The sequence below is a fragment of the Nocardia asteroides genome (assembly GCF_900637185.1).
In the GTDB taxonomy this organism is placed as follows: Bacteria; Actinomycetota; Actinomycetes; order Mycobacteriales; family Mycobacteriaceae; genus Nocardia; species Nocardia asteroides.
In genome coordinates this window covers 3500971-3523266 of record NZ_LR134352.1, presented here as the reverse complement: position 1 = coordinate 3523266, position 22296 = coordinate 3500971, and the positions used below count along the sequence as shown (strand labels likewise).

The following is a 22296-nucleotide window of genomic DNA, read 5'->3' as shown; positions in this document are numbered from 1 at the left end:
AGCCGCGATCGGCACGGTGTCAACCCCCGTTTCCGCCACCCGCGCTCACCGGGCGTGGACCTGCTGCTTCGACTGCGGCGCGGGGCTGTCGAAAAACTCCGCCGCACTGTCGGATTCGGTGATCGTCGCGGGGATCTTGGGCAGGGCGTGCGCGTGATGGCGGCCGAGCCAGGTCAGCAGTTCCTCGCGGACCGCGCAGCGCAGGTCCCAGACGTCGTCGGCGTTCGCGGCCGACATCGTCGCCCGCACGACGATGCTGGTCGGCGTGCTGTCGGTGACGACCAGATTCCCGCTGCGCCCGTCCCATTCCGGGCGGTCGCGCAGGTACTCGTGCAGGTGCGCGCGCAGCGCGGGCACCGGCGTGCTGTGGTCCAGGTGCAGGAACACCGTGCCGGTGACCTCCGATCCGCCCCGCGACCAGTTCTCGTACGGCTTGCTGTTGAAGTAGGACACCGGCATGGTCAGCCGCCGGTCGTCCCAGATCCGCACGGTGAGGAAGGCCAGGGTGATCTCCTCGACGGTCCCCCACTCCCCTTCCACGACGACGGTGTCGCCGATCTTCACCGAGTCACCGAACGCGATCTGTAGGCCGGCGATCAGATTGCTCAGCGTCGACTGCGCCGCGACGCCCGCGATGATGCCGATGACGCCGGCCGACGCCAGCATCGAGGTGCCCAGTGTGCGCAGGCTCGGGAACAGCAGCAGGATGGCAACCGCGGCGGTGGTCACGACCAGGACCGAGGTGACGATGCGGCGCACCAGCCCCAGCTGGGTGCGCAACTGCCGCACCCGGGAGACGTCGCTGGTGCGGCGCGCGTACCGGTGCAGCAGATTCTCGGCGACGGCGTCGACGATCCGGATGATCGCCCACACCGCGGCGATGACGGCGGCCGAGGCCAGCACGTTGCGGACGACGGTGTCCCGGCGCAGGTCCAGTTCCGCCAGCGGATAGGCCGCGCGCAGGGTCACCGCGCCGACCAGCAGCTGCAACGGCAGCTGGACCCGGCGCAGCAGCAGCGGCAATCGGGTATCTGGCCTGCGGCGTGCGATGTAGCGCAACACCCGGTCGACCAGCAGGCCCGTCGTCACCGTGACCGCGATCGTGGCCAGCACGACGATGAGGGGTCGCAAGAGACCTTCCACGAGATCGAACTCCTCTCGGTGTCAGTTGCGGCGCTCCGACGCCGGAGCGCCTCCCCGGCGCATACCCAGGATCGGCCGCGATCGACATGACGGTTCGATGGCGATCGGCGCGGTGACCGATCGGATGCGGTGGAACGGGCACCCGGGTGACAGCGGGCGCCGGGCTCGACGCCCGCTTTCGTTCTACCCTGAGGATTTTCATGGCACCGACCATCCCCACTACCGCTGATCACACGCTCGAACTCGTCCGGCTCGGCTTGGGCTGGGCGCCCGGCGACGACGTCGAATCCCTGGCACCGCGCACGAACCGCATCGATCTCAACGCCGCCGCCCTGTCGTTCGCCGGCACGGCGTTCGTCGACGCCGTCTTCCACGAACGACTCATCTCCCACGACGGCGCCCTGCGCCACCTCGGCGACAGCGTCACCGGGGAGGGCGCGGGTGACAACGAGGTGATCGTCGGGGACCTGACCCGGGTGCACCCGTCGGTCACCAGCATCGTCTTCCTCGTCACCTGCTACACCGGGCAGCGATTCGACACGATCCACCACGGCTTCTGCCGGGTGGTCGACGCCGTCGCGGGCACCGAACTGGTGCGCGTCGACCTCGACCACGTGGGCGCGGCCACCGGCCTGGTCTTCGGCGCGCTGCACCGCGGCCCCGACGGCTGGCGCTTCACCCTGATCGGCGATCCGATCGAGGCCGAGCACGCCGCCGACGCCGTCCCCCTTCTCGCCCGGTATCTGCGCTGAGCGCGGCCTACTCCGGCTGGTCGAGCAGCGCGGCGACGGCGCGTTCGGCGCTCTGGACGGCGCTTTCCATCGTGGCCGACCAGTCGGTGCGGGTCCAGTCGCCCGCCAGCATCAGGTTGGGAACCGAGGTGCGCTGGCCGGGACGCAGGTTGTCGGTGCCGAGCACCTGGGAGAAGGTCGCTTTCGGCATCTTCACCACGTGCCCGGTCACGAGCTTCGCGTCGGCGGCTTCGGGATAGTAGCGGCGGATCAGCGCCATCTGCTCGGCGAGGATCTCGTCGTTGCTCCGGTGGATCTGCTCGTAGGCGCCGCTGGTGGTCAGGCAGTACAGCCAGGTGCCGTCGGGAGTGCGGCCGTGCATGCGCTGCCGGTCGAAGACCTCGTCGATCACGCCGGTGCCGCCGATCAGCGCCTCCATGGCGGACCTGGTCCGCAGCGGCCGGTCCAGGTAGAGGTTGGTGCTCACGATCGGGGTGACGCCCAGTTTGTCGGCGGCGGCATAGATTTCGGCATGTTCGGGCAGGTCGTCGAGGAGCCCGCCGATGTTCGAGTTCGGGACCGCGCAGATCACCGCGTCCGCGTCGATCAGCGAGCCGTCGGCCAGCTCGACGCCGCTGGCCCGCCCGTCGGTGACGACGATCTTGCGCGCCACCGCGCGATAGCGCACGTCGACCCCGTGGCGCTCGAACACCCGCTGGGCGCCGGCGATGAAGAGAGTGTCCAGATCCACGGTGGGGTAACCGATCGTGACCGCCGCGCGATCGCGGACACCGATGCGCACGCCGGTGGCCAGAACGTCGGCGAACACCTTCGCCGATTCCCGGTCCACCGGCTCCGCCGCGATTCCCAGCGCGAGCCAATCCCACAGCGCCTCACGCGCTTTCGCCGGCATTCCGACGCGCTGGAACCACTGTTCGGTGGTGATGTCGGCCAGGTCCCGCGGCTGCCACAGCGCCTGCCCGACCAGCAGCAGCGTGGACCGCAGCGCCCGCAGCCGCTCCAGCGGACCGGCGTCGGGATGCGCGCCCAGCAGTGTGCGCAACGCGCCGAATCCCTTGGTGTACAACATGACCGCGCGACCACCCGGCCAGCGCAGACTGCCCGCACCGGGAAACGTCACGTACTGCCGGGTGCCGACGCTGTCCAGATACCGCCACAGGCTGTGGTATCCGCTGGCCACCACGTGCTGGCCGTTGTCGGGGAGGTCGTCCACCTCGGGGACCCGCATCGCCTGGGTGCGTCCGCCCAGCCGGGCGCGCCGCTCCAGCAGCGTCACCTGTTTACCGGCCTCCGCCAGCCACACCGCGGCGGCCAGGCCGGCCAGGCCACCTCCGATGACGACGAACCGGCGTGAATCGCGTGTGCCCACCATTGAGACAATGTAACGCCGTTTCTCTCAATCTCCCACCGGTATCGGCGAAGTCCTCCCCCAGGCGTGGTACCGCTGCCGGGCGATGGCGGGCAGATAGTGCGCGCGCAGCGCGCCCGGCGTATGGGCGGCGAAGCGGGACACGTCCCGGCACAGATGTGCCTGATCGGCGTAGCCGCAGTCCATCGCCACGTCGGCGGCCGGGCGGCCCGCCAGCAGTTCGTCGACCGCGGACCGGAACCGGATCAGCATCGCCGCCCGCTTGGGCGTGAGCCCGATCTGGGATTCGAACCGCGCCCACAGCCGTTTGTGACTCCAGCCGAGGGATTCGGCCAGCGCGCCGACCTTCGCCCGGCCACCGGTGGCCACGATCCGCTCCCAGGCCGCGAGCACCTCCGGGTCGGGCACACGCGGGGACCGGTCGCCCTGTGCCAGAAACGATCTCGTCAGCGCGAACCGCTCGTCCCAGGTCGGCGCGGACGCGAGCTGTTCACGCAGGCGCAGCGCCCGCGGACCCCACAGCTCCTCCAGCGCGACCGCGCCCCGCCCCAGCTGGGCCGGGTCGATCCCCAGCAGCGAATAGGCCCGCGTCGGCGACAGACGAACCTCGACGCACTCCGCCCGCTCGGCCCGAATCCGCATGGCCTCCAGCGGAAGCCCGGCCACGAACCCCCCGAGCGACCGCCGCCCCTCGGCGTCGTCGACCGTCACCCCACCCGCCCCGAACGCCACCACCACGGTGACCACCCCCGCCCCCGCCACCCGCAGATCCAGCCCCACCCCACCCACATCCCGATACCCGATCACCCCGACCCCCGCCGGCATCCCCACCCCCGGCCCCGCGAAATCCCACCCCACCTCGACCCCTCGACCACCCTCCACAGCTCCCACCCCGACCAGCCTACGGAAGGGCCCGGGACATCGTCGCAGTCCGACAAACGGCGTCCACAGCCGACGTGACTCCTGCTCACCCTTGAACGCTCAGGACGCAGCGTCATCGCCCCAGGCCGGATAGACTCTTCTCGCCGTTGGAGCTATAAGGGTGGGTGAAAGTTCCATGATTCCAGCAATATTGGCGACGCTGACGGCAATCCTGGGCATCGCCATCGGTCGCCTCTGGGATTCCCGAGCCGAGTCGGCCCGATGGCGTCGCGACCAGAAGACAGCCAGCTATCAGCGCTATGCGGAAGAATTCCAATCCTCCTACGGGCTGATCCGCTCCATCGCGCTGGCAGACCGCGCGAGTGATGCCTTCACCGAGTCCCTGGCCCGGGCGAAGGGGGATGGATTCCAGTCGTCCGACACCGCGTTCATTGCCGTGTGGCTACACGGGTCGTCGTCGATCGTCGAAGCTGCCACCGAAGTGGAGCATGCGTTGACCGATCTGTACGAGCAGGCGCAGGCGGGCGTCGTGTCCGCCGAAGAGTGGCGGCAGATGGCCGGCCCTACCCGCCGGGCATTCGACGGGTTCCTCCGCGCGATGCGCGCCGAACTGAGCCTGCCCGATGTTTCCACGACGTTCTTCCGGGGCGGACGACAACAGCTCGAGGCGCCCCTGCCGCACGATTGAGTTCCAGCCCTACGCTTTTCGGGATGACTCACGGGTGGTCGACGTCGGCGATGATGGTTTCGGGTTTGAAGATGACTTTGTAGTGGTAGGGGCTGACGTTGGCGCCTTCGAGTTGTTCCACGAAGTAGCTGACGTTGTCCGAGAGGCCGAGGAAGTGCTTCTTGTATTCGTCGTCGCCGGTTCTGCAGGTGACCTCGAGCTGGTTGTTCTCGTCCTTGATCGAGCATTTGCCCTCGATGGAGAGCAGGTACTTGTCGGTGATGCCGTTGAAGAACACCACGCGGCGGTCGATCTTGAACTGATCGGATTCCTTGGACAGGTTCTTCGACACCACATCGGCGTCACTGGAACATCCGGTCACCGCGACGGTACCGGCGAACAGGGCCGCGACCGCGGCGATGAGCTTCTTCCCCATTCCCCATCCTAACCGTGGTGCGGGCGGCACGGCTCGGCCTAGAGTCGAAACCGGCAGCGGGACGATCGATTTCGCTCATCGACTACAGGGGGAACCATGCCGAGGTGGACTGTCGAGGACATCGCCGACCAATCGGGACGCACCGCGATCGTGACCGGCGCGAACTCCGGTCTCGGTTTCGAGACCGCCGCCGCGCTCGCGGCCGCGGGGGCGCGGGTGGTGCTGGCCGTGCGAAATCCGGAGCGGGGCAAGGATGCCGTCGACCGGATTCACGCGCGAGTGCCCGCCGCCGAGCTCGAACTCCAGCTACTCGATCTGAGCTCCCAGGCCGACGTCCGGGACGCGGCGGCGAAGCTGAAGGCCACGCATCCCCGGATCGACCTGCTGATCAACAATGCCGGGGTGATGTATCCACCTCGGCAGGTCACGGCCGACGGTTTCGAGCTGCAGTTCGGCACCAACCATCTCGGCCACTTCGCCTTCACCGGACTGCTGCTGGAATGTCTTCTGCCCGTGCCGAACTCACGAGTGGTGACGGTGAGCAGCTTCGGGCACCGGGTGCGGGCCGACATCCGGTTCGACGATCTGCAGTTCAGCCGCGGCTACGACCGGGTGGCCGCGTACGGCCAGTCCAAACTGGCCAATCTGCTCTTCGCCTACGAACTGCAGCGCCGGTTGCCGACCGCACCCGGAGCCACCATCTCGGTGGCCGCGCATCCCGGTGCGGCCGACACCGACCTGATGCGGCACCTGCCCGCCGTGCTGCGCGGCCCCGCGACCGGCCTGGCCTTCCAGTCCGCGGCGATGGGCGCCCTGCCGACGCTGCGCGCGGCCACGGACCCCGTGGTGCAGGGCGGCCGGTACTACGGGCCCGGCGGACCGTTGGGCCTGCGCGGTTACCCCGAACTCGCCACCTCGAGCAGGAATTCGCACGACCCGGCGCTCGCCCGGCGGCTCTGGCAGGTGTCGGAGAAGCTGACCGGCGTGAGCTATCCCTTCCTCTGACCACGAAGGCGGTGGGCCGGACGGCGTCAGGCCTCCTGCGGCACGACCACACAGTCCGGCCCGGGGAACATCAACCCCTCGTGCCCGTCCTGGAACCGCACCACATAGGGCGGCGCGCCGTCGCTGCCGCGCACTTCGAGGATCTCGCCGGACTGGTCACCGCGACCCACCGTCTGGCTGTGCACCAGGATCCGGTCTCCCACCTTGGCTTGCATCGAGCAACCTCCCTCTGGCCGGTGATCCGGCCGCGTCGGTCGAGCAGTCCCGCCCAGTATGCGACCGAAACGCAGCTCACCGGGGGTGAATGCGCAAGCTAGCCGGTCACGGTGGCGGCGGCGGCCAGGGTCGCGCCGATCGCGGCGAGGATGCCGCGAGCGTCACCACACCCTGGACCGCCGGGATGCCCGGTCGCTCAGGAGCGGGTGCGCGGCGCCGTCGGGGTGGACGGCGGGGTCCTCGCCTCGCTGCGGTACTGATCCCACCAGCCGTCGTGGTGCGCGGGGTTCGCGTCCTTCGCCTGCGCGGAGGCGCCGGGGATGCCGAGAACCCGTAGCCGCCAGTCGTCCTCGCGGATCGCGGCCACGATGCGGACCGGGACGACGGCCGCGAGCAACAGGTAGTTGCCGACACAGATCATCAGGCACAGCGGCGGGACGGACACCACGGTCGCGATCTCGAGGATGCCCATCTCGATCGGGTCGCGGGAGATGGCGAGCACATTGCCGAAGATGCTGATCAGCACGGCGGCGACGAGTAGCAGCTCGTAGACCCGGACCAGCGAGGTCGTCTTGTCGTCACGGATCCCCACCAGCGTGATGAAGGTACAGGCGACCAGCGCGACGGTGAGGCCGACCACCACCGGCCATAGCCAGGTCAGGTTGTCGGGGACGCCCGCGGTGCGGGCGAGGGTGGAGGTGAAGGTGAACGAGGCGATCGCCGCAGCAACAGCCAGTGTCGCCCCTAAGCCCACGAGCAGCTTCGGGACCGTGAACGGAACAGGGCGAGGGAAAGGGTCCGTGTGGTCCATCGGGCTCCATCCTACGGGCTACGGCCACCAAACATGCAGACACTCAACAGGGTACGGGCATCCGGACCCTTCGACGATCGACGGGCGCCGCCTGCCTGGCGCCGGGCGTCCGCGCGACGGTCGAACAGTCACCCTTCTCCGGTCGACCAACGTTTGTGTACATAATGTATGTACAGTGTGTCTACAACGCTCGAATGCTGGAGGTCGACGATGCGCGCGGCGACACTTGTCCTGACGATCCCGGTCGTCGTGCTGCTGACCCAGCCACTGTGGGCGCCCGAGTGGGGCGCGGGCATCCTCGGCGAGGTCGCGGCGGTCGGCCCGATCGCGGGTGGCCTCACCGTCGCGGTGTTCTTCGGCGCCGTGGCGCTGTATTACCTTGCGCTGCAACGTCTTCTGGCTCAGGTTCCGGAGAGCGCGCGCCACCGCTCGACGCGTTCGGTCTGGCTGATGTTCGCCCTGCCGTTCAATTTCGTGGAGGACTTCTTCATCGTCGGCGCGATCGACCGCAGCCTCGCGGCCGACGGGCGCACCCCACCGAACGCCCGGCGACTCTGGGCGGCAACGGGTCTCGCCTGGTGCACGCTGCAGATCGCCTCGCTCCTGCCCGGCCCGATCGGCGTCGGGACCGGCGCACTGGCCCTGCTCGTGTGGGCCGGACACTGGATCCACACCGTGCTGCTGCGGCGCCGTCTCGCGGCGGCCACGTCGGCGGTTCCGGCGTAGCCGGACGGCTACACTCGACCGCGCCATGCCGCTGCCCCGATTCGAGCGCCTGCCGGCGCAGAAGCGTTCCGAGATCCTCGCGATCGCCCGTCGCCATTTCGCGGAGCAGGGACGCGAGGGCGCCGCGCTGCTCACCGTCGCCCAGGACGCCGGACTGTCCCGGGCCGCCTTCTACAACTATTTCGACGGCAAGGACGACCTGTTCGAGACGGTGCGGGTCGAGACGATCACCCGCGTCGGCCGGGCACTCGGCCCGTGGACGCCACAGCGGAGCACCGCCGCCTTCTGGACCGCCTTCGCCGACGCCCAGCGGCGGCTCGAAGCCGCCCTCGCCGAACATCCCGACGACCGCGCGGTCCTGGCCACCGCCCGCGGCGGCGTCGAGGCCGACGACTGGACCCGGGCGGTCTTCGACAACGCCGTGGCCCTCGGACTCGTCGACACCACCGTCGGCGCGCCGCTGCTCGCGGCGATCACCGCGGCCACCCTCGTCGCCGCCGACGGGATCGAACTGGCCCAGCCGGGATCGGTCCCGGCGGACACGCTGCGCGCGGTCCTCGAACGCCTCTGGGGCACCCGCTAGACCCTTGACTATCGGTAACCCATGGGTTACCAATAGGAGGGTGGACGTGTTCGAGGCCTTGGCCGACCCCGTACGCCGCGCCCTGCTCGAGCGACTCGCCGCCGCACCGGCCCGGGTCGTCGACCTGGCCGCGGACTACCCCATCAGCCGACCGGCGATCAGCAAGCACCTGCGGGTGCTCACCGAGGCCGGTCTCGTCCACGCCGAACCGCACGGCCGCGAGCGGCACTACCGGCTCGCATCGGACGGGCTCGCGCCCCTGCGGGCCTATCTGGAACAGCTGCAACCGTCCCGGCCGCCGATTCCGGAACACGCGCTCGACGGCCTGGACCTCGAGGTCCGCCGCACCACCCGGGAACGCCGGGCCACCACCGGCACCGAGACCGACAAGGAGCAGACAGCATGACCACTCCCACCGCGACCGGCCACCGCCGCGACCTCAGCGACGGCACCTACTGCGCATGGACCCGCACCTTCCACGCGCCGATCGAGGACGTCTGGGCCGCCGTCACCGAACCGGAACGGCTCGCCCGCTGGATCGGCACCTGGACCGGCGACCCGGCGAGCGGGGAGGTGAAGTTCCAGATGCTGTTCGAGGACGAGGTTCCGGCCGAGCGGTTCCGGATCGACGAGTGCGACGCTCCGCGCCTGCTCCGGATCACCACCTCCTCGCCGCACGACGGCGAGAATCCCGAGCACTGGCAGCTGCGCCTCGACCTGACCGAGGACAACGGCGTCACCACCCTGACCTTCGCCCAGAACGTGCCCGACCCCACGATGGCGCAGGGCGTCGGACCGGGCTGGGAGTACTACCTGGATCGCATGGTCGCCGCCGAGGCGGGGGCCGACCCGGCCACCGTGCGGTTCGAGGACTACTACCCGGCCCTGTCGGCGTACTACCTGGCGGAATTCGGCGGCGCCGCCGGCTGAGGCCGCCACGTTGTCGGTGGGCGGGGCTACTGTCGCGACCGTGTCCGACACCATCGCCTTCGGCGGCGTAACCATCGACAGCAACGATCCCGCCCAGCTGGCCGAATTCTGGAAATCGGCCCTCGGCTACGACATCCTCGCCGATTCCGGCGACTACGTGATGATCGCGCCGCCCGGCGTGGGCTTCGGCGAGGGCCGGTATCTGGCGTTCCAGCTGGTCCCGGAGCTCAAGACGACCAAGAACCGCGTCCACATCGACTTCCAGACCACCGACCGTCCCGCCGAGGTCGCGCGGCTGACGGCGCTGGGCGCCGAGGTGCTGGACGAGCACTCCCTGCCCGGTTTCGCCTGGACCGTGCTGCGAGACCCGCAGGGCAACGAGTTCTGCGTGGTCGCGGCGGATCACTGACCGATCGGTCCGGGCGGTGGGGTGAGTTCGCGCGCCCCCGTTGACTGCGCGGTCCCCGGGCCGCACAGTTGACGGACTGACCGCGCACGTGTCAGGGGTATCCACGGAGTTGGCGTAGTTCGCACGAGGTACGAGCGTGATGATCGCACACGGGAAGGATGCGATGACAATGCGCGACCGACGGAATCGACGCTCTCGTGAGATTCGCGAAGTAGTCCAGGCCCAGCCACCCCATCAAACCGCCAAGCGGGTGCTCTCGCTGCTGATGTTGCTGTGGCTGGGCGCCGGACTCATCGCGGCCCATCAACGAGGCCACTTCACGAACCCGCCGGTCGAATGCGGCGCCTGGGGCACCATCGCGCTCACGGTCGTGGCGGGTCCGCTCAACTATCTCGGGGTCAATCCGAAGGTCTCGGATTGCGAACTGCCCGAACCGAGTCAGTGACCCCGCGGCGTCACCGGCGGACCGGCAGCACCGCGGCCAGCGCGCGCAGCGCGGCGAGGTAGTCCTCGTCCAGCGCCTGGATCGCGACGTGATCGGCCCCGGCCTCCAGATGGGCCACCAGTCCGGCGACGACCTCGGCGGGCGTGCCGTGCAGGGCCAGGGCATCGATCAGCCGGTCGCTGCCCGGTGCGGTGAGGTCCTCCGCCGAGAAACCCAGCCGGCGCAGGTTGCTGACGTAGTTGACCAGTCCCAGGTACATGGGGACCATGCGGCGGGCGACTTCGCGCGCGCGGTCGGGGTCGTCGTCCACGACCACCTTCTGCTCCGCGACGAGCAACGCCCCGGCGCCGACGGTCTCACGGGCGAGTGCGGTGTGCTCCGGCGGAGCGAGGTAGGGCAGCGCGCCCGCGGTCCGGTCGCGGGCCAGCGTCAGGACGCGCGGTCCGAGCGCCGCCAGCGCCCGGCGCTCCCGGGGCACGCCCGCCGCGTCGAGTTCGTCCAGGTACGCCACGAGCGCGTCGTAGGGCTTCACCGCGTCCGCGCCGTCGGCCTCACGGTGACCGGCGCCGATGCCGAGCAGGAAACGTCCGGGGAACCGCTGGTCGATCCGGTGGAAGGACTGCGCGACCTGCGCGGCCGGGGCGGTCCAGATGTTCACGATGCTGGTGCCGACCGTCAGCGATTCCGTGGCCGCCAGCAGGGATTCGGCCACCTCCAGATCCGCGGGCGGGGAGCCGCCGAGCCACAGCGCGCGATAGCCGAGTTCTTCGATTTCGCGGGCCGCGTCCGCGGTGAAACCCTTGAAATGGCGCCACACGCCGAATGTTCCGAGATCGTCTCTGCTCATGCCGAAGGCAACTTCGGGTACCCGGCGACTATTCCGGACCGACCCATACCCTTTGGTAGGTTCGACCGTACGGCCCGGTACGGTCCGCGGGTACCGGGAGGAAGGCGACCATGACCGAGAACGCGCGACCCGCCGCGCCGGTGTCGCGGCGCAAAGCGGCGGCGCGCGGCGCGGGCCGCAGGCTCGGGGTCGAGGACTGGACCGCCGCGGCCCTGCGGATCCTGCTGCGCGAGGGCGTCGCCGCGATCACCATCGCCAAGGTGTGCGACGAACTCGGGGTCACCAAGGGCAGCTTCTACTGGCATTTCGACGGCGTGGACCAGCTGCTCGAGACCACGGCGCAGTTCTGGTGCGCCGATCACAACGACGCGGCCCGCGGTTTCCAGGATCTCGACGACCTGCCCCCGCAGCAGCGGCTGGCCCGGATGGGCGAGCTGCTCACCGGGGAGCGGGTGTGGCAGGTCGAGCTGGCGGTGCGGGACTGGGCACGCACCAACGCCAAGGTGGCCGAGGCGGTGAAAGCCTTGGACCAGAGGATCTTTCACACCCTCGCCGCCACTCTCGTGGACATGGGGTTCGCCAGCGAGCAAGCCGAGATGCGCGCGGGCCTGATGTGCTTCGCCGGTATCGGTTTCGTCCACGGGAATCAGAACCTGCCGGTGCCCACCGAGGCGCAGCGGCGGGCGTTCTTCGCGTTCGTCACCGCGCCGCAGACGCCGCCGGTCAGGTGAGTGCGACGAGTTCGTGCAGGGTCGTGCCGCTGCGCTTCTCGGTTCCGGTGGCGGTGTGCACGGTGAGTTCGAAGGTGGAGGCGAACCGGAAATAGCCGGGATGCCCGATCAGGCGGCGCACCAGCGGTTTGATCGGGCGGGAGCGCACCACCGGCAGGTCGTCGAGCAGATCGTGGGCGTGGATCACCCGGTCCACCTCCAGCCGGAGTTCGAGTTCGCCGGGCACGCGCAGCTCGATCCAGGTGGGATAGGCCCGCCCCGCGGTCGCGTCGAATCGTTCGGGCCCCTCGGTGAGCACGGTCTCGCCGGTGGAGAGGACGACCTCGGCGTGCCGCGCGAGCATCAGCGGGTTGATCTCGTGCCCGCCCCGGCGCCGCTGGGTCAGCACGGAGGCGAACAGCAGGGAATAGTCCGCCACGTACAGCCTGCCCCAGTGCCAGCGTTCGATGATCTTCTTCATGTCACCGACGCCCCAGTTGTGATCGTGATAGCCGCGCCCGGTGACCTCGTGCCTGATCCCGTCGAGCTCGATCGAACCGGTCACCCGGGCGCGGGGAGCGCCGACCACCCAGCCGAAGGAATCCCTTGTCCCGAAACGGGTCTCGCCCCTGCCGGGCATCCAGCTGGGTAGCTCGTTGTGGAACGTCAGGTCGAAGACGATGCCGTCCTCGGCCATCCGCAGGTGATGGCTGGGCAGGCCGTCGGCCCGGATTTCGGTGCGGGCGGTGTTGGCGCCGATGCGGACATCACAGGCGTCGGGTGCGAACGCGGTCGCCGACCGCGGATAGCGGCGCGCGGCCTGACGGCGCGTGCCGTCGGGGTTGTAGACGATCAACTCGACCCAGGGCCGCGACATGGGCAGATCCTCGGGCCTGCGCTTGATCAGGAACCCGATCACCACGTGACCGGTGTCGAGGTGGGCGTCGAAATACCAGTGTTCGAAGGCGAGCGCGCTCGCGGCGGCGTGCAATCCGTTGTGGTGCGGCTGGACCGGGGTCAGGACCGCGTCGCGGCGGCCGGGGCCGTTCCACGCTTCGACGATGTCGGTGGTGTTCATGGCTGCTTTCGGTGGGGTCATCGGCGCAGGGCGCCGCTGGCGTCGAAGGCCGCTTCGCGCCCGCGCATCTGGGCTCGGTACCAGTTCTCGCGGTGGGCGAGCATGACCTTCTCGTGGGCCCGCGCGAACGGCGGGCAGATCCGGCGGGTGAGCTCCATGGCGGTGATCAGCGGGAACCGCAGGATCGGCACGAGGATCCACGGGAACGCCGGTGGCATGGTGTAGCGGCGGCGGGTGCCGGGGGCCATGTACATCGCGGAGTACACGGAATTGATGCGGTAGTTGTAGATCTCGCGCAGCCGGGTGAGGCCGCGATGCCCGTCGCGCGGGGCGAAGGCCGCCGGATAGGACTCGATCAGTTCGCTGCCGTGCCTGCCGGAGTCGTAGGAGCGCGACGCGATGGTCATCGCCAGCACCCGCAGCCCGTCCACCACCGTCTCCGGATACCAGCGCAGCCGCACGCCCAGCAGGTGCCCCATGTACTTCTGGAAATGCAGCAGCGCACGGATTTCCGACGGTGTCGTCTGATAGCCCAGCGCCCACAGGCCGAGCCCGGGCGTCACGCTGCCCGCGAGCAGGGTGAGCATCTGGTAGGTCTGGCTGATCGGCAGACCCCACCGTTCGACATCCCATTCCGGATGCTCGGCGACCCTGGCCCGCACCGAGACATGCATGACCCGCACCTTCAGCGCGGTGGCCCGGCCCGCCGAGCCGGGGGTGAGCAGCGCGTGGGGCGCCGAGACATCCATCCAGAACCGGGTGGTCTCCAGGAACCGCCGCAACGCGCTGTCGCCGGCGTAGCCGCCCGCCAGCGAGAGCGGCGTGGCGACCGCGGCCTCGGTGTACATCTCCAGTGTCTCGGCGCCGGCGAAGCTGAACAGCATGGTCCCCCAGCGCCGCCAGATCGCCGCGCCCTGTTCCACCAGCTCGGGCACCACCCAGTCGGGCACCGTCTCGAACTCGGCGAACAGCGCGCGCATGGACTCCGGCGCGTCCGGGACGGCCTCGATACCCCCGGCCAGGGCCGTCTCCAGCATCCGGCGCCCGGCTTTCGGCCCGATCTCGCCGTGCATCACCTCGGCGACGAAACGTTCGGCCACCGGATCGCCGCTGAACAGGTCCGCGCACAGCGCCGCGGCCTGCTCGTCGGTCGGGAACAGCCGCTGCCCGGTCACCGTCGTGAACAGGCGTTCGACCCGGCGTACGGCCGGGGTACTGCGGGCCTCCCAGTAGCGGAAGGCGGTGGGGCACTTCACCAGCGGCTCCTGACGGTCACTGCACCAACGGCGATCGCCCCGACCATACTCTCCGGAACAGTGTTCCGTACCTCAAAGTACGGAAAGCGCCGCGGACAGTGCCTCGGCGCCCGCCCGGATCGTCGCGACGTAGTGCGCGCGCTCGCTCGTGCTCACCGTGGACCGCAGCGGACCGATCTGCACCTCGTACGGCGCCGCGGCGCCGCCGAACACCGGCGCCGACAGGTAGCTCACCGGCATCGGCTCCGCACTGTCCAGGTCGGCGTCCCGATAGGGCCGGGCGGTCAGGCGGGCCAGCTGACGCAGCACCCGGGCGCGCAGCTCCGGCTGCACCACCTCGGCACCGACCGCTCCCAGCAGCTCCGCGAGCACCTCCACCAGACCGGCGTCGTCGGAATCGGGGCGGAACATCGCGCACCCGTGGGTGGTGACGAACCGCAGCAGCGCGGGCGCGCCCCGCCGCGCCGGACCGGTCGCGGTGGCCAGCCAGGCGCGCCGTTCGGCCTCGGTCCGCCACGGCATCACCGCGGCGCCGGCGGGATAGCCGAGCGGAATGGACTGTCCCACGGCGAGTCCCGGCACGATCCGACCGCCGGGCGCGTATTCCTTGGCCACCACGGTGAGCCGGCCGTCGGCGATCCGGCTCAGCGTGACGCCACAGTGCGCGGCGACGGCGAGTTCCTTCAGCGCGGCGAGCACCGCCGCGCCCGGCGTCTCGAGGCCGGCCGGGCGCAAGCTCGCGAGCGCCGGCCCCGGACCGAAACGCCGGTCGCGGTCGCGCCGGAGCCAGCCCGCGTCGGTGAGCTCGGCGAGCACGGCGGTGACCGTGGCGCGGGCCAGGCCCAGCGCCGCGGCGACCTCCGACGCGGTCAGCGCCCGTTCGGTCCGCGTCAGCAACTCCATCACCTCGACGACCCGGCGGGTCGGCGGCGAGGCGGATTCCGGCATGACGACCCCTTGTCCACGGGCTCGGCCCGCCCTACACTGCTTCGACTATTCGCCACATATTAGTCGAGTATTCGACACACAAGGTGGGACCATGATTCTCGACCAATTTCGCCTGGACGACCGGGTCGCCGTCGTCACCGGAGCGGGACGCGGGCTCGGCGCCGCGATCGCCGTCGGTTTCGCGCAGGCGGGTGCCGACGTGGTGATCGCCGCGCGCACCGAGTCCGACCTGCGGCAGGTCGCCGACGAGGTGGCGGCGGCGGGCCGGCGCGCGCACGTCGTCGTCGCCGATCTCGCCGACCCCGACGCCGTCGCCGGTCTCGCCGGGACCGCGGTGGAGCAGTTCGGGCGGCTGGACATCGTCGTCAACAATGTGGGCGGGGCGCTGCCGCGGCCGCTGCTGGACACCTCCCCCGACGATCTCGCCGAGGCGTTCTCGTTCAATGTCGGGACCGCGCACGCGCTGATGCGGGCCGCCGTTCCGCAGATGCTCGCGACGGCGGGCACCGGTTCGGTTATCAACATCACCTCGACCATGGGCAGGCTGCCCGGGCGCGCGTTCGCCGCGTACGCGACGGCCAAGGCCGCGCTGGCGCACTACACCCGCACCGCGGCCATGGATCTGAGCCCCCGCATCCGCGTCAACGCCATCGCCCCCGGCTCGATCCTGACCTCGGCGCTGGCCGTCGTCGCGGGCAACGACGAGATGCGGACGCAGATGGAGCGGGCCACCCCGCTGGGCCGCCTCGGCGAGCCCGCCGACATCGCCCATGCCGCGCTGTTCCTCGCCTCGCCCGCCGGGTCGTTCCTCACGGGGAAGGTACTCGAGGTCGACGGCGGTCTCATCGCGCCCAACCTGGCCATTCCCCTTCCCGATCTGTGAGGACGACGACCATGATTCATCGCGTAGTGCACTGGGGCACCGGCAATGTCGGGCGGCACGCACTGGCGGGCGTGCTCGCCGATCCCCGGCTCGACCTGGTCGGCGTCCAGGTCTCGGGCCCCGACAAGGTGGGTCGCGACGCGGCCGAGCTCGCCGGAACAACCACCGCCACCGGCATTCTCGCGACCACCGACACGGCGCGGATCCTGGCGCTGCGCCCCGACTGCGTGGTCTACACGGCCATGACCGACAACCGGCTGGTGGAGGCCCTGGCCGACCTGCGCATGCTGCTGGCGGCCGGGATCAATGTCGTGGCCAGCGCCCCGGTGTTCCTGCAGTACCCCTGGGACGTATTGCCCGCGGACCTGCTCGAGCCGGTGGAACAGGCGGCCGCGCAGGGCAACGCGTCGCTGTTCGTCAACGGGATCGACCCGGGCTTCGCCAACGACCTGCTGCCGCTGGCACTGCTGGGCACGTGCCGCAGCGTCGAGCAGGTGCGTTGCCTCGAGATCGTCGACTATTCGACCTACGACAACCCCGCGGTCATGTTCGACATCATGGGCTTCGGCCGTCCGATGACCGAGACTCCGTTGCTGCTGCAACCCGGCGTGCTGTCCCTGGCCTGGGGCAGCGTGGTGCGCCAGCTCGCGGAGGGCCTGGGCGTCGAACTCGATTCCGTCACCCAGGATTTCGAGCGCCTGCCCGCGCCGGAGACCTTCGACATCGACTCGGGCACCATCCCCGAGGGGACCGCGGCGGCGCTGCGGTTCGAAGTCCGCGGCATGGTCGGCGACCGTGCGGTCACGGTGCTCGAACACGTCACCCGGTTGCGCGCCGACCTCGCGCCCGACTGGCCACAGCCCGCGCGTACCGGCGGGTCCTACCGGGTCGAGGTCACCGGCGAACCGCACTACACGCTCGACCTGGCCATGTTCAGCGACCACGGCGACCACAACCACGCGAGTCTCGTCGGCACCGCCATGCGCCTGGTCAATGCCATCCCGGCCGTCGTGGCCGCCCCGCCCGGTATCCGCACCACCCTCGATCTCCCCCTGATCACCGGCACCGGCCTCGCCGACCCGACCCGAAGAGTTCCGGACCCGACACACTGAAACACTAATAGTTCAAAAGCTCTGCTAAGTAACAGGTTTCGTTGCTACCGTCGCGCCACCGGGCCGCCACGTCCGGTGCATCACGCGGATCGTTCCGCGAAATGCGTTCTCCTGCTTGACGAATCGAGACCGCCATGACCTACACCCTGCGCCGCGCCATCGCCGCGATCACGCTGGCCGTTCCGATGGCTGCCACGCTCACCGCGACCGCACCCGCCCACGCGGGCACCACCACATGGACGGTCGTCAACCCCAACGGGGACGGCGCGTTCTCCGCGGTGTCGGGTCAGCTGACCGTGAAGAACAAGAGCGGGGCGACGGTGTTCACCTGCGCGGGACTGTCCTCGACCGGCTCTCTACCCTCCGGGACCCGGACCACGTCCGGACTGGGCACGATCAAGGGCACGAGCCCGGTGACCTGCACCGGCCCCGACGGCACCGCGTGGCAGGGCATGTCCACCGTGGCGGCGGGCCCGTCGAACCTGACCGCAGGCTCGTACAACGCCGCCACCGGAACCACCTCGATCGTCAACGGCGACCAGTTCAATTCCATCAACATGGTGTTCCGCACCGCCGTCGGCTACTCGTGCGGGTTCTTCACCCATCACACCGCCATGACTTACACCAATGCCACCGCCACGCTGAAGACGACCACGGCCGTGGTCAAGGTGGCCACCGGCGAAAATGGCGGCACGCTGTGCCAGGGGATCCTGACGCAGGGCGAGACGATCACCTTCGCCACCGAGTACAAGGTGACCCCGGGAATCAAGATCACGGCGACTGTCAGCTGAGACCCCCGGCGCCCTACAGCGTGCGCGGTCGGAGCCGGGTCGCGGTGAACAGAGGGGTGTAGGGGCGGATCGGGAGAGGCGGGATTCTTCCGGCGTACAGATCCACTCGGTGCAGGCGGGCTTCGACGACGCGACCGATGCCCATCTGGTCGAGTGGATCTCGTTCGGAACCCGCGAGATCCAGCTGGAAGTCCTCGATCCGGCGCACCTCGATCACCTCTTCGCGCGGGGTGAAGGCCAGCAGGAAGGCGGGGAACAGGCCGGACAGTCCGACGACATTGCGGTGCGGGCGCGACAGGATCGGTGGCGGGTTGTCGATCACCGCGCCGAGCCGCCCCCGCATCGTGAACAGCTGTGCCCCACGCCGGGTCGCGGCGGCGTGGATCTCGGAATCAGTGAGCCGCCATTCTATCTCGCCCAGCTTCTTGGGGTAGCCGAGCAGTTCACGGCCCATGACGAGGGCGACGTCGTCGTCGAGAATCATCCAGGGACAGTGGATTCCGGTGCCCTGGACCGTCCTGACATGCACGAACAACCCGGCCTCGTGATACACCGACCCGTAGTTGCAGTCCGGGAAGAACGCGATGAACAGGTCCGCGCGCGGCCGCGCGGTGAGGCGCACTCCGGCGGGCAGCCACTGGGCCATCCGCTCCGGGTCGATCTCGACGGTGGCGCTGAAGTAGTGGGCGTCGCGGTAGAGGCTGCCGCGCGGATCAGCGAGCGCGAAGGCCCGGCGCAGATCGCCGCCGAAGGTCCGGCCCGGTGTGCGGACCGCGGGTTCCCAGCTCATCTCACCGCAGCCTTCCGTAGACGGTGCGCATGACCGGACCGATCAGCGCCCGCGGGGTGTACCGGCCGCCGACGGTCTGCACCTTGGCGAAGATCCCGGGCACCACGCGACGCCGCCCGGCGGCCGTACCGGCGAGCGCCGCTTCGGCGGCGTCCTGGGCACTCACCCAGAGCGGGGCTGGGACGAGGGCGTCGAGATTGGAAACGCCTGCGGCCTCGGCGTATTCCGTGCGGACCGGGCCCGGCGCCAGCAGCGTGCACACCACTGCGGTGCCGGCCAGTTCCGCGTGCAGGGATTCGGCGAGGGTGTTCGCGAAGGCCTTGGTCGCGGCATAGGTGCTGTTGCGTGGGCCGGGCTGGTTGCCCGCGGTGGACCCGGTGATCAGGATCGCCCCGCTGTTCCGGGCGACCATGCCCGGCAGCACGGCCAGCGTGAGATCGTGCACGGCAACGCAATTCAGCTCGACCTCGCGGCGTTCCCGCTCGGGGTCCGCGGTGGCGAGTTCGCCGTAGGTGGCGTAGCCGGCGTTGTTGCACAGCACCGTGACGGTCGTGCCCGCGAGCTCGTCGCACAGCGTCGCCCGCGCGTCGCGGTCGGCGAGGTCAACCGCGCGGACGTCCACCTCGACGCCGTGCGTGGTCCGCAACCGGGCGGCGAGGTCGTCGAGACGATCCTTGCGGCGGGCCACCAGGATCAGGGCGTGGCCGCGCCGGGCGAGGCCGTCGGCGAGCGCGGCGCCGATGCCCGACGACGCGCCGGTGACGACGGCACGGCTACCGGGGGTGGGAGTGGGCAGGCTCATGGCTGGGTGCTCCTTCGACGTCATGGCTGGGTGAGGGCGTGGGCGGTGACGCTGAGCCCGGCTCCGAGCAGGGTGCGCGCCGCGCCGGGCCCCGTCACCACGGCGGCACCCCCGGCGAGGGCACGGAAGTTCCGAGCGTGCCACGCCAACTGAAGATAGGAGTTCACCGGCGCCATCCCGGGCCAGGCCGGTAGCTGCGGCGCGCCGGGCAGCGTCGCCGGTTCCGACGCACCGGCCAGCAGCCGGTGGGCCACATCGGGACGCAGGGCGAAGGGACGAGCCATGCCGACCACGTCGATCGAGCCTGCGCCGAGGACGTCGTTCATGAATCGGGCGGTCCGCAGTCCACCGGTGAGCATGAGCGGCAGCGTGGTGGTCCGGGCCCGCAGTCGCAGCGCGTAGTCGAGGAAATAGGCCTCGCGGGCGCGGGTGCGGTCCGCCACCACCCCCGTCATCGCGGGCGCTTCGTAGTTGCCGCCGGAGATCTCGAGCAGATCGACGCCCGCCCGTTCCAGCGCGAGCGCGATGTCGAGGGACTCGTCGATGTCGAGGCCGCCCTCCTGGAAGTCGGCCGAGTTCAGCTTGACCGACACCAGCGCGTGCGGACCGATCGCCGCCCGGACGTCCGCGACGACCTCGAGCAGCAGCCGGCTGCGCCCGTCCGGGCCGCCGCCGTAGCCGTCGGTGCGGCGGTTGGCGATCGGCGACAGGAACTGCGAGAGCAGGTAGCCGTGGGCGGCATGGATCTGCACCCCGGCGAATCCCGCCCGCACGGCCAGTTCCGCCGTCCGGACGTAGCGGCAGCGCAGGTCCGCGATATCGGCCACCGTCAGTTCGCGGGGTTTGCGCAGGTTGTATCCGGGCACCGCGGGCCGCACGGCCGACGGTCCGACCGGCTTGCGGTGCAGCGGGCCCACCGCGACCCGGCCGGGGTGATTGATCTGCATGACCATCACCGCCCCGTCGCGGCCGCCCGCGCGCGCCCAGTTGCCGAAATCCTCCAGATGACGGTCGTCTTCGAGGGTGACATTGCGTGGCTCGACGTAGGCCCGGCGGTCGATCATCACATTTCCGGTGATGAGCAGTCCGGCGCCGCCGCGCCCCCAGGCGCTGTAGAGGCGGACCAGGGTCGGGGACGGCGCCCCGGCGATGGTGCCGAGTTGTTCGCTCATCGCGGCCTTGGCGAGGCGGTTGGGCAGGGCGATACCGCACGGCAGGCGCAGCGGGCTGCCCACGGTGACGGTGCCGGGTGTGCGGGTGGATGACATGGTGGTTCTCCTGGATCAGTGGCTGTGGTCGAAAGCGGTACGCGCACGCGGAGTTCGGTCGGCCGGGCGTGGCGCGGCCGGCGGACGCGGCGCCGGGCGGCCGGTGACGAGTGCGCCGAGGGTGGTGAGCCGATCCAGCGCGCGGATCAGCATCCGGCCGCGCAGGATCTCCCACCGCAGTTCCTGTCCACCGGCGAGAATCCGTGCCGACGGCTCGGCGACCAGCGCCGACAGCGCGCTGACGGGGCGTTCCACGCGTTGCTGCAGGAGCGCCGCCTCGGCGAGCAACCGCGACGAATTGGTCAGCAGCGCACCGGCTCCCGAGCGCGGCGCGACCAGACCGGCGAAATACAGATTCGCCAATCCCGGGGCGAAGGTGTGCGCCGACAGACGGGGCTGACCGTTGTCCCACTCGAGCAGTCCCTCACGGAGGAACGGGATGGTGGTCTTGAAGCCGGTGGCCCAGACGATGGTGTCGTACTCGCCGCTGGATCCGTCGGTGAACCGCACGGTCGTGCCGTCGAACCGGGCGATCTCCGGCCGGATCCGGATGCGGCCGTGCTTGAGGAAGTACGGCAGCTGCTGATTGACGACCAGGTCCTGGTCGAAGATGCGGTGGGTGGGCTTGTCCAGCCCGAAACTGGCGAAGGCTCCCATACCCAGCGCCACGATGGTCCGGAACACGATCTCCTGCACGAACTTCGGGGTGGGAATCGATCCGACGTCGAAGGCCCCCGACGGGATGCCGAAGACGTACTTCGGGATGAACCAGTAGGGACGGCGCAGTGACAGCTCCGCGGTACCGAAGGTGAGAGCGGCCTCGACCGCCAGGTCACAGCCCGAGTTGCCCGCGCCCACCACGAGCACGCGGTCACCGGCCAGGTCCGCGGGCCGCTTGTAGTCCTTGGAATGGATCTGCGTGCCCGTGAACGTGCCCGGATAGGTGGGCACGTGGGTGTCCCAGTAGTGCCCGTTGGCGACCACCACCCCGGTGTACTCGCGAACCTCCCCGTCGCCGAAGGTCACTCGCCACCCGGTGGAGCCGGTGGGGTCCCGCGGGGCCACGTCGGTGACGAGGGTGTCGAAGCGGATGCGGCGGTCGAGCCCGAACTCGGCGGCGAACGAGCGCAGGTAGTCGCGCATCTGCGCGGCGCTCGGGAAGTCGGGATAGGAGGCGGGCATGGGATGGTCCGGATACTCGGTGACCGACTTGGAACTGATCAGGTGGGTCGAGTCGTAGACGCCGTGCGACCAGTTTCCGCCGATGGCGGCGGTGGCCTCGACGTGGTCGTAGTCCAGACCCAGGTCCGTGTATGCCTTCGCCACGGCCAGGCCGGTGTATCCCGCCCCGATGATGCAGTACCGATGCGTCATGAGCCCTCCTGTCAAAGCTACAGTCTCTGTAGCTACACAGGGTGTAGTATTTGCGGGGCCGGC

At 70.0% G+C, this 22296-nt stretch carries 27 protein-coding genes; 13 read left to right on the top strand and 14 right to left on the bottom strand.

Annotated features, from left to right (window positions below):
* Positions 1 to 45 precede the first annotated feature (45 nt).
* Positions 46 to 1143, bottom strand: coding sequence for a mechanosensitive ion channel family protein (locus tag EL493_RS16570; RefSeq protein ID WP_019050502.1), 1098 nt, complete (start codon positions 1141 to 1143; stop codon positions 46 to 48).
* Positions 1144 to 1343: 200 nt separating this feature from the next.
* Between EL493_RS16570 and EL493_RS16565 the strand changes: the two genes are divergently transcribed.
* On the top strand, positions 1344 to 1895 hold the full coding sequence (locus EL493_RS16565) for a TerD family protein (protein WP_019050501.1): 552 nt from the start codon (positions 1344 to 1346) through the stop codon (positions 1893 to 1895).
* Between the two features lie 7 nt (positions 1896 to 1902).
* Here the strand turns inward: EL493_RS16565 and hpnE are convergent, their stop codons facing one another.
* Both hpnE and EL493_RS16555 read right to left on the bottom strand, forming a co-directional pair.
* Complete coding sequence (gene hpnE / locus EL493_RS16560; protein WP_019050500.1) at positions 1903 to 3267, bottom strand: hydroxysqualene dehydroxylase HpnE; 1365 nt, start codon at positions 3265 to 3267, stop codon at positions 1903 to 1905.
* A gap of 24 nt (positions 3268 to 3291) precedes the next feature.
* Positions 3292 to 4155, bottom strand: coding sequence for a helix-turn-helix domain-containing protein (locus EL493_RS16555; protein WP_232017240.1), 864 nt, complete (start codon positions 4153 to 4155; stop codon positions 3292 to 3294).
* Positions 4156 to 4306: 151 nt separating this feature from the next.
* On the opposite strand from EL493_RS16555, the gene EL493_RS16550 reads away from it, so the two are divergent.
* Positions 4307 to 4834 (top strand): hypothetical protein, encoded by a 528-nt coding sequence (locus EL493_RS16550; protein ID WP_126405735.1) that lies wholly within the window; start codon positions 4307 to 4309, stop codon positions 4832 to 4834.
* Positions 4835 to 4862: 28 nt separating this feature from the next.
* Here the strand turns inward: EL493_RS16550 and EL493_RS16545 are convergent, their stop codons facing one another.
* On the bottom strand, positions 4863 to 5249 hold the full coding sequence (locus tag EL493_RS16545) for a beta-sandwich lipoprotein (protein ID WP_019050497.1): 387 nt from the start codon (positions 5247 to 5249) through the stop codon (positions 4863 to 4865).
* 96 nt (positions 5250 to 5345) lie between these two features.
* Between EL493_RS16545 and EL493_RS16540 the strand changes: the two genes are divergently transcribed.
* Positions 5346 to 6254, top strand: a complete 909-nt coding sequence (locus EL493_RS16540) for an oxidoreductase (protein WP_019050496.1) — start codon at positions 5346 to 5348, stop codon at positions 6252 to 6254.
* 26 nt (positions 6255 to 6280) lie between these two features.
* On the opposite strand, the gene EL493_RS16535 is transcribed toward EL493_RS16540, so the two are convergent.
* Entirely contained in the window at positions 6281 to 6469 is a 189-nt protein-coding gene (locus tag EL493_RS16535) for a DUF1918 domain-containing protein (protein WP_019050495.1), read from the bottom strand.
* Between the two features lie 197 nt (positions 6470 to 6666).
* Positions 6667 to 7281 carry a DUF2637 domain-containing protein gene (locus EL493_RS16530; protein WP_022565694.1) on the bottom strand — a complete coding sequence of 205 codons (615 nt, stop codon included), beginning with the start codon at positions 7279 to 7281 and terminating at the stop codon, positions 6667 to 6669.
* Positions 7282 to 7491: 210 nt separating this feature from the next.
* Here EL493_RS16530 and EL493_RS16525 point away from each other — a divergent pair, with 210 nt between their 5' ends.
* The 6 genes from EL493_RS16525 to EL493_RS33880 all read left to right on the top strand — a co-directional run bounded on the left by EL493_RS16525 (position 7492) and on the right by EL493_RS33880 (position 10374).
* Positions 7492 to 8007 carry a hypothetical protein gene (locus tag EL493_RS16525; protein ID WP_019050493.1) on the top strand — a complete coding sequence of 172 codons (516 nt, stop codon included), beginning with the start codon at positions 7492 to 7494 and terminating at the stop codon, positions 8005 to 8007.
* Between the two features lie 25 nt (positions 8008 to 8032).
* Entirely contained in the window at positions 8033 to 8590 is a 558-nt protein-coding gene (locus tag EL493_RS16520; RefSeq protein ID WP_019050492.1) for a TetR/AcrR family transcriptional regulator, read from the top strand.
* A 40-nt stretch (positions 8591 to 8630) separates the two neighbouring features.
* On the top strand, positions 8631 to 8996 hold the full coding sequence (locus tag EL493_RS16515) for an ArsR/SmtB family transcription factor (protein WP_019050491.1): 366 nt from the start codon (positions 8631 to 8633) through the stop codon (positions 8994 to 8996).
* Positions 8993 to 9520, top strand: a complete 528-nt coding sequence (locus EL493_RS16510) for an SRPBCC family protein (RefSeq protein WP_019050490.1) — start codon at positions 8993 to 8995, stop codon at positions 9518 to 9520. Before EL493_RS16515 ends, EL493_RS16510 begins: the two co-directional genes overlap by 4 nt.
* A 40-nt stretch (positions 9521 to 9560) precedes the next feature.
* Positions 9561 to 9929, top strand: coding sequence for a VOC family protein (locus EL493_RS16505; RefSeq protein WP_019050489.1), 369 nt, complete (start codon positions 9561 to 9563; stop codon positions 9927 to 9929).
* A 265-nt stretch (positions 9930 to 10194) separates the two neighbouring features.
* Positions 10195 to 10374 carry a hypothetical protein gene (locus EL493_RS33880; protein ID WP_030201970.1) on the top strand — a complete coding sequence of 60 codons (180 nt, stop codon included), beginning with the start codon at positions 10195 to 10197 and terminating at the stop codon, positions 10372 to 10374.
* A 10-nt stretch (positions 10375 to 10384) separates the two neighbouring features.
* Here EL493_RS33880 and EL493_RS16495 read toward each other — a convergent pair whose 3' ends face one another.
* Positions 10385 to 11221, bottom strand: a complete 837-nt coding sequence (locus EL493_RS16495) for an LLM class F420-dependent oxidoreductase (protein ID WP_022565698.1) — start codon at positions 11219 to 11221, stop codon at positions 10385 to 10387.
* A gap of 110 nt (positions 11222 to 11331) precedes the next feature.
* On the opposite strand from EL493_RS16495, the gene EL493_RS16490 reads away from it, so the two are divergent.
* Positions 11332 to 11952, top strand: a complete 621-nt coding sequence (locus EL493_RS16490; RefSeq protein WP_019050486.1) for a TetR/AcrR family transcriptional regulator — start codon at positions 11332 to 11334, stop codon at positions 11950 to 11952.
* Here the strand turns inward: EL493_RS16490 and EL493_RS16485 are convergent.
* The 3 genes from EL493_RS16485 to EL493_RS16475 form a co-directional block, all read right to left on the bottom strand.
* Entirely contained in the window at positions 11945 to 13009 is a 1065-nt protein-coding gene (locus tag EL493_RS16485; RefSeq protein ID WP_019050485.1) for a lipocalin-like domain-containing protein, read from the bottom strand. The genes EL493_RS16490 and EL493_RS16485 overlap by 8 nt on opposite strands.
* A gap of 17 nt (positions 13010 to 13026) precedes the next feature.
* Entirely contained in the window at positions 13027 to 14265 is a 1239-nt protein-coding gene (locus tag EL493_RS16480) for an oxygenase MpaB family protein (RefSeq protein WP_019050484.1), read from the bottom strand.
* Positions 14266 to 14337: 72 nt separating this feature from the next.
* Entirely contained in the window at positions 14338 to 15213 is an 876-nt protein-coding gene (locus tag EL493_RS16475; protein WP_019050483.1) for a helix-turn-helix domain-containing protein, read from the bottom strand.
* 91 nt (positions 15214 to 15304) lie between these two features.
* Here EL493_RS16475 and EL493_RS16470 point away from each other — a divergent pair, with 91 nt between their 5' ends.
* The 3 genes from EL493_RS16470 to EL493_RS16460 all read left to right on the top strand — a co-directional run bounded on the left by EL493_RS16470 (position 15305) and on the right by EL493_RS16460 (position 17999).
* The gene (locus EL493_RS16470; protein ID WP_019050482.1) at positions 15305 to 16096 is read left to right on the top strand and encodes an SDR family oxidoreductase; all 792 of its coding nucleotides are present in this window, start codon (positions 15305 to 15307) and stop codon (positions 16094 to 16096) included.
* Positions 16097 to 16107: 11 nt separating this feature from the next.
* Positions 16108 to 17208, top strand: coding sequence for an NAD(P)H-dependent amine dehydrogenase family protein (locus EL493_RS16465; RefSeq protein ID WP_022565699.1), 1101 nt, complete (start codon positions 16108 to 16110; stop codon positions 17206 to 17208).
* Between the two features lie 134 nt (positions 17209 to 17342).
* Positions 17343 to 17999 (top strand): hypothetical protein, encoded by a 657-nt coding sequence (locus tag EL493_RS16460; protein ID WP_019050480.1) that lies wholly within the window; start codon positions 17343 to 17345, stop codon positions 17997 to 17999.
* A 13-nt stretch (positions 18000 to 18012) separates the two neighbouring features.
* Here EL493_RS16460 and EL493_RS16455 read toward each other — a convergent pair whose 3' ends face one another.
* From EL493_RS16455 to EL493_RS16440, 4 genes are read right to left on the bottom strand one after another with little or no spacing between them, the layout of a single operon-like run.
* On the bottom strand, positions 18013 to 18789 hold the full coding sequence (locus tag EL493_RS16455; protein WP_019050479.1) for an acetoacetate decarboxylase family protein: 777 nt from the start codon (positions 18787 to 18789) through the stop codon (positions 18013 to 18015).
* A 1-nt stretch (position 18790) separates the two neighbouring features.
* Positions 18791 to 19591: an SDR family NAD(P)-dependent oxidoreductase gene (locus EL493_RS16450; RefSeq protein WP_019050478.1), complete on the bottom strand. Its 801-nt coding sequence runs from the start codon at positions 19589 to 19591 to the stop codon at positions 18791 to 18793.
* A gap of 20 nt (positions 19592 to 19611) precedes the next feature.
* Entirely contained in the window at positions 19612 to 20859 is a 1248-nt protein-coding gene (locus tag EL493_RS16445; protein ID WP_019050477.1) for an NADH:flavin oxidoreductase/NADH oxidase family protein, read from the bottom strand.
* A gap of 15 nt (positions 20860 to 20874) precedes the next feature.
* Positions 20875 to 22233 (bottom strand): flavin-containing monooxygenase, encoded by a 1359-nt coding sequence (locus EL493_RS16440; RefSeq protein WP_019050476.1) that lies wholly within the window; start codon positions 22231 to 22233, stop codon positions 20875 to 20877.
* Positions 22234 to 22296 lie beyond the last annotated feature (63 nt).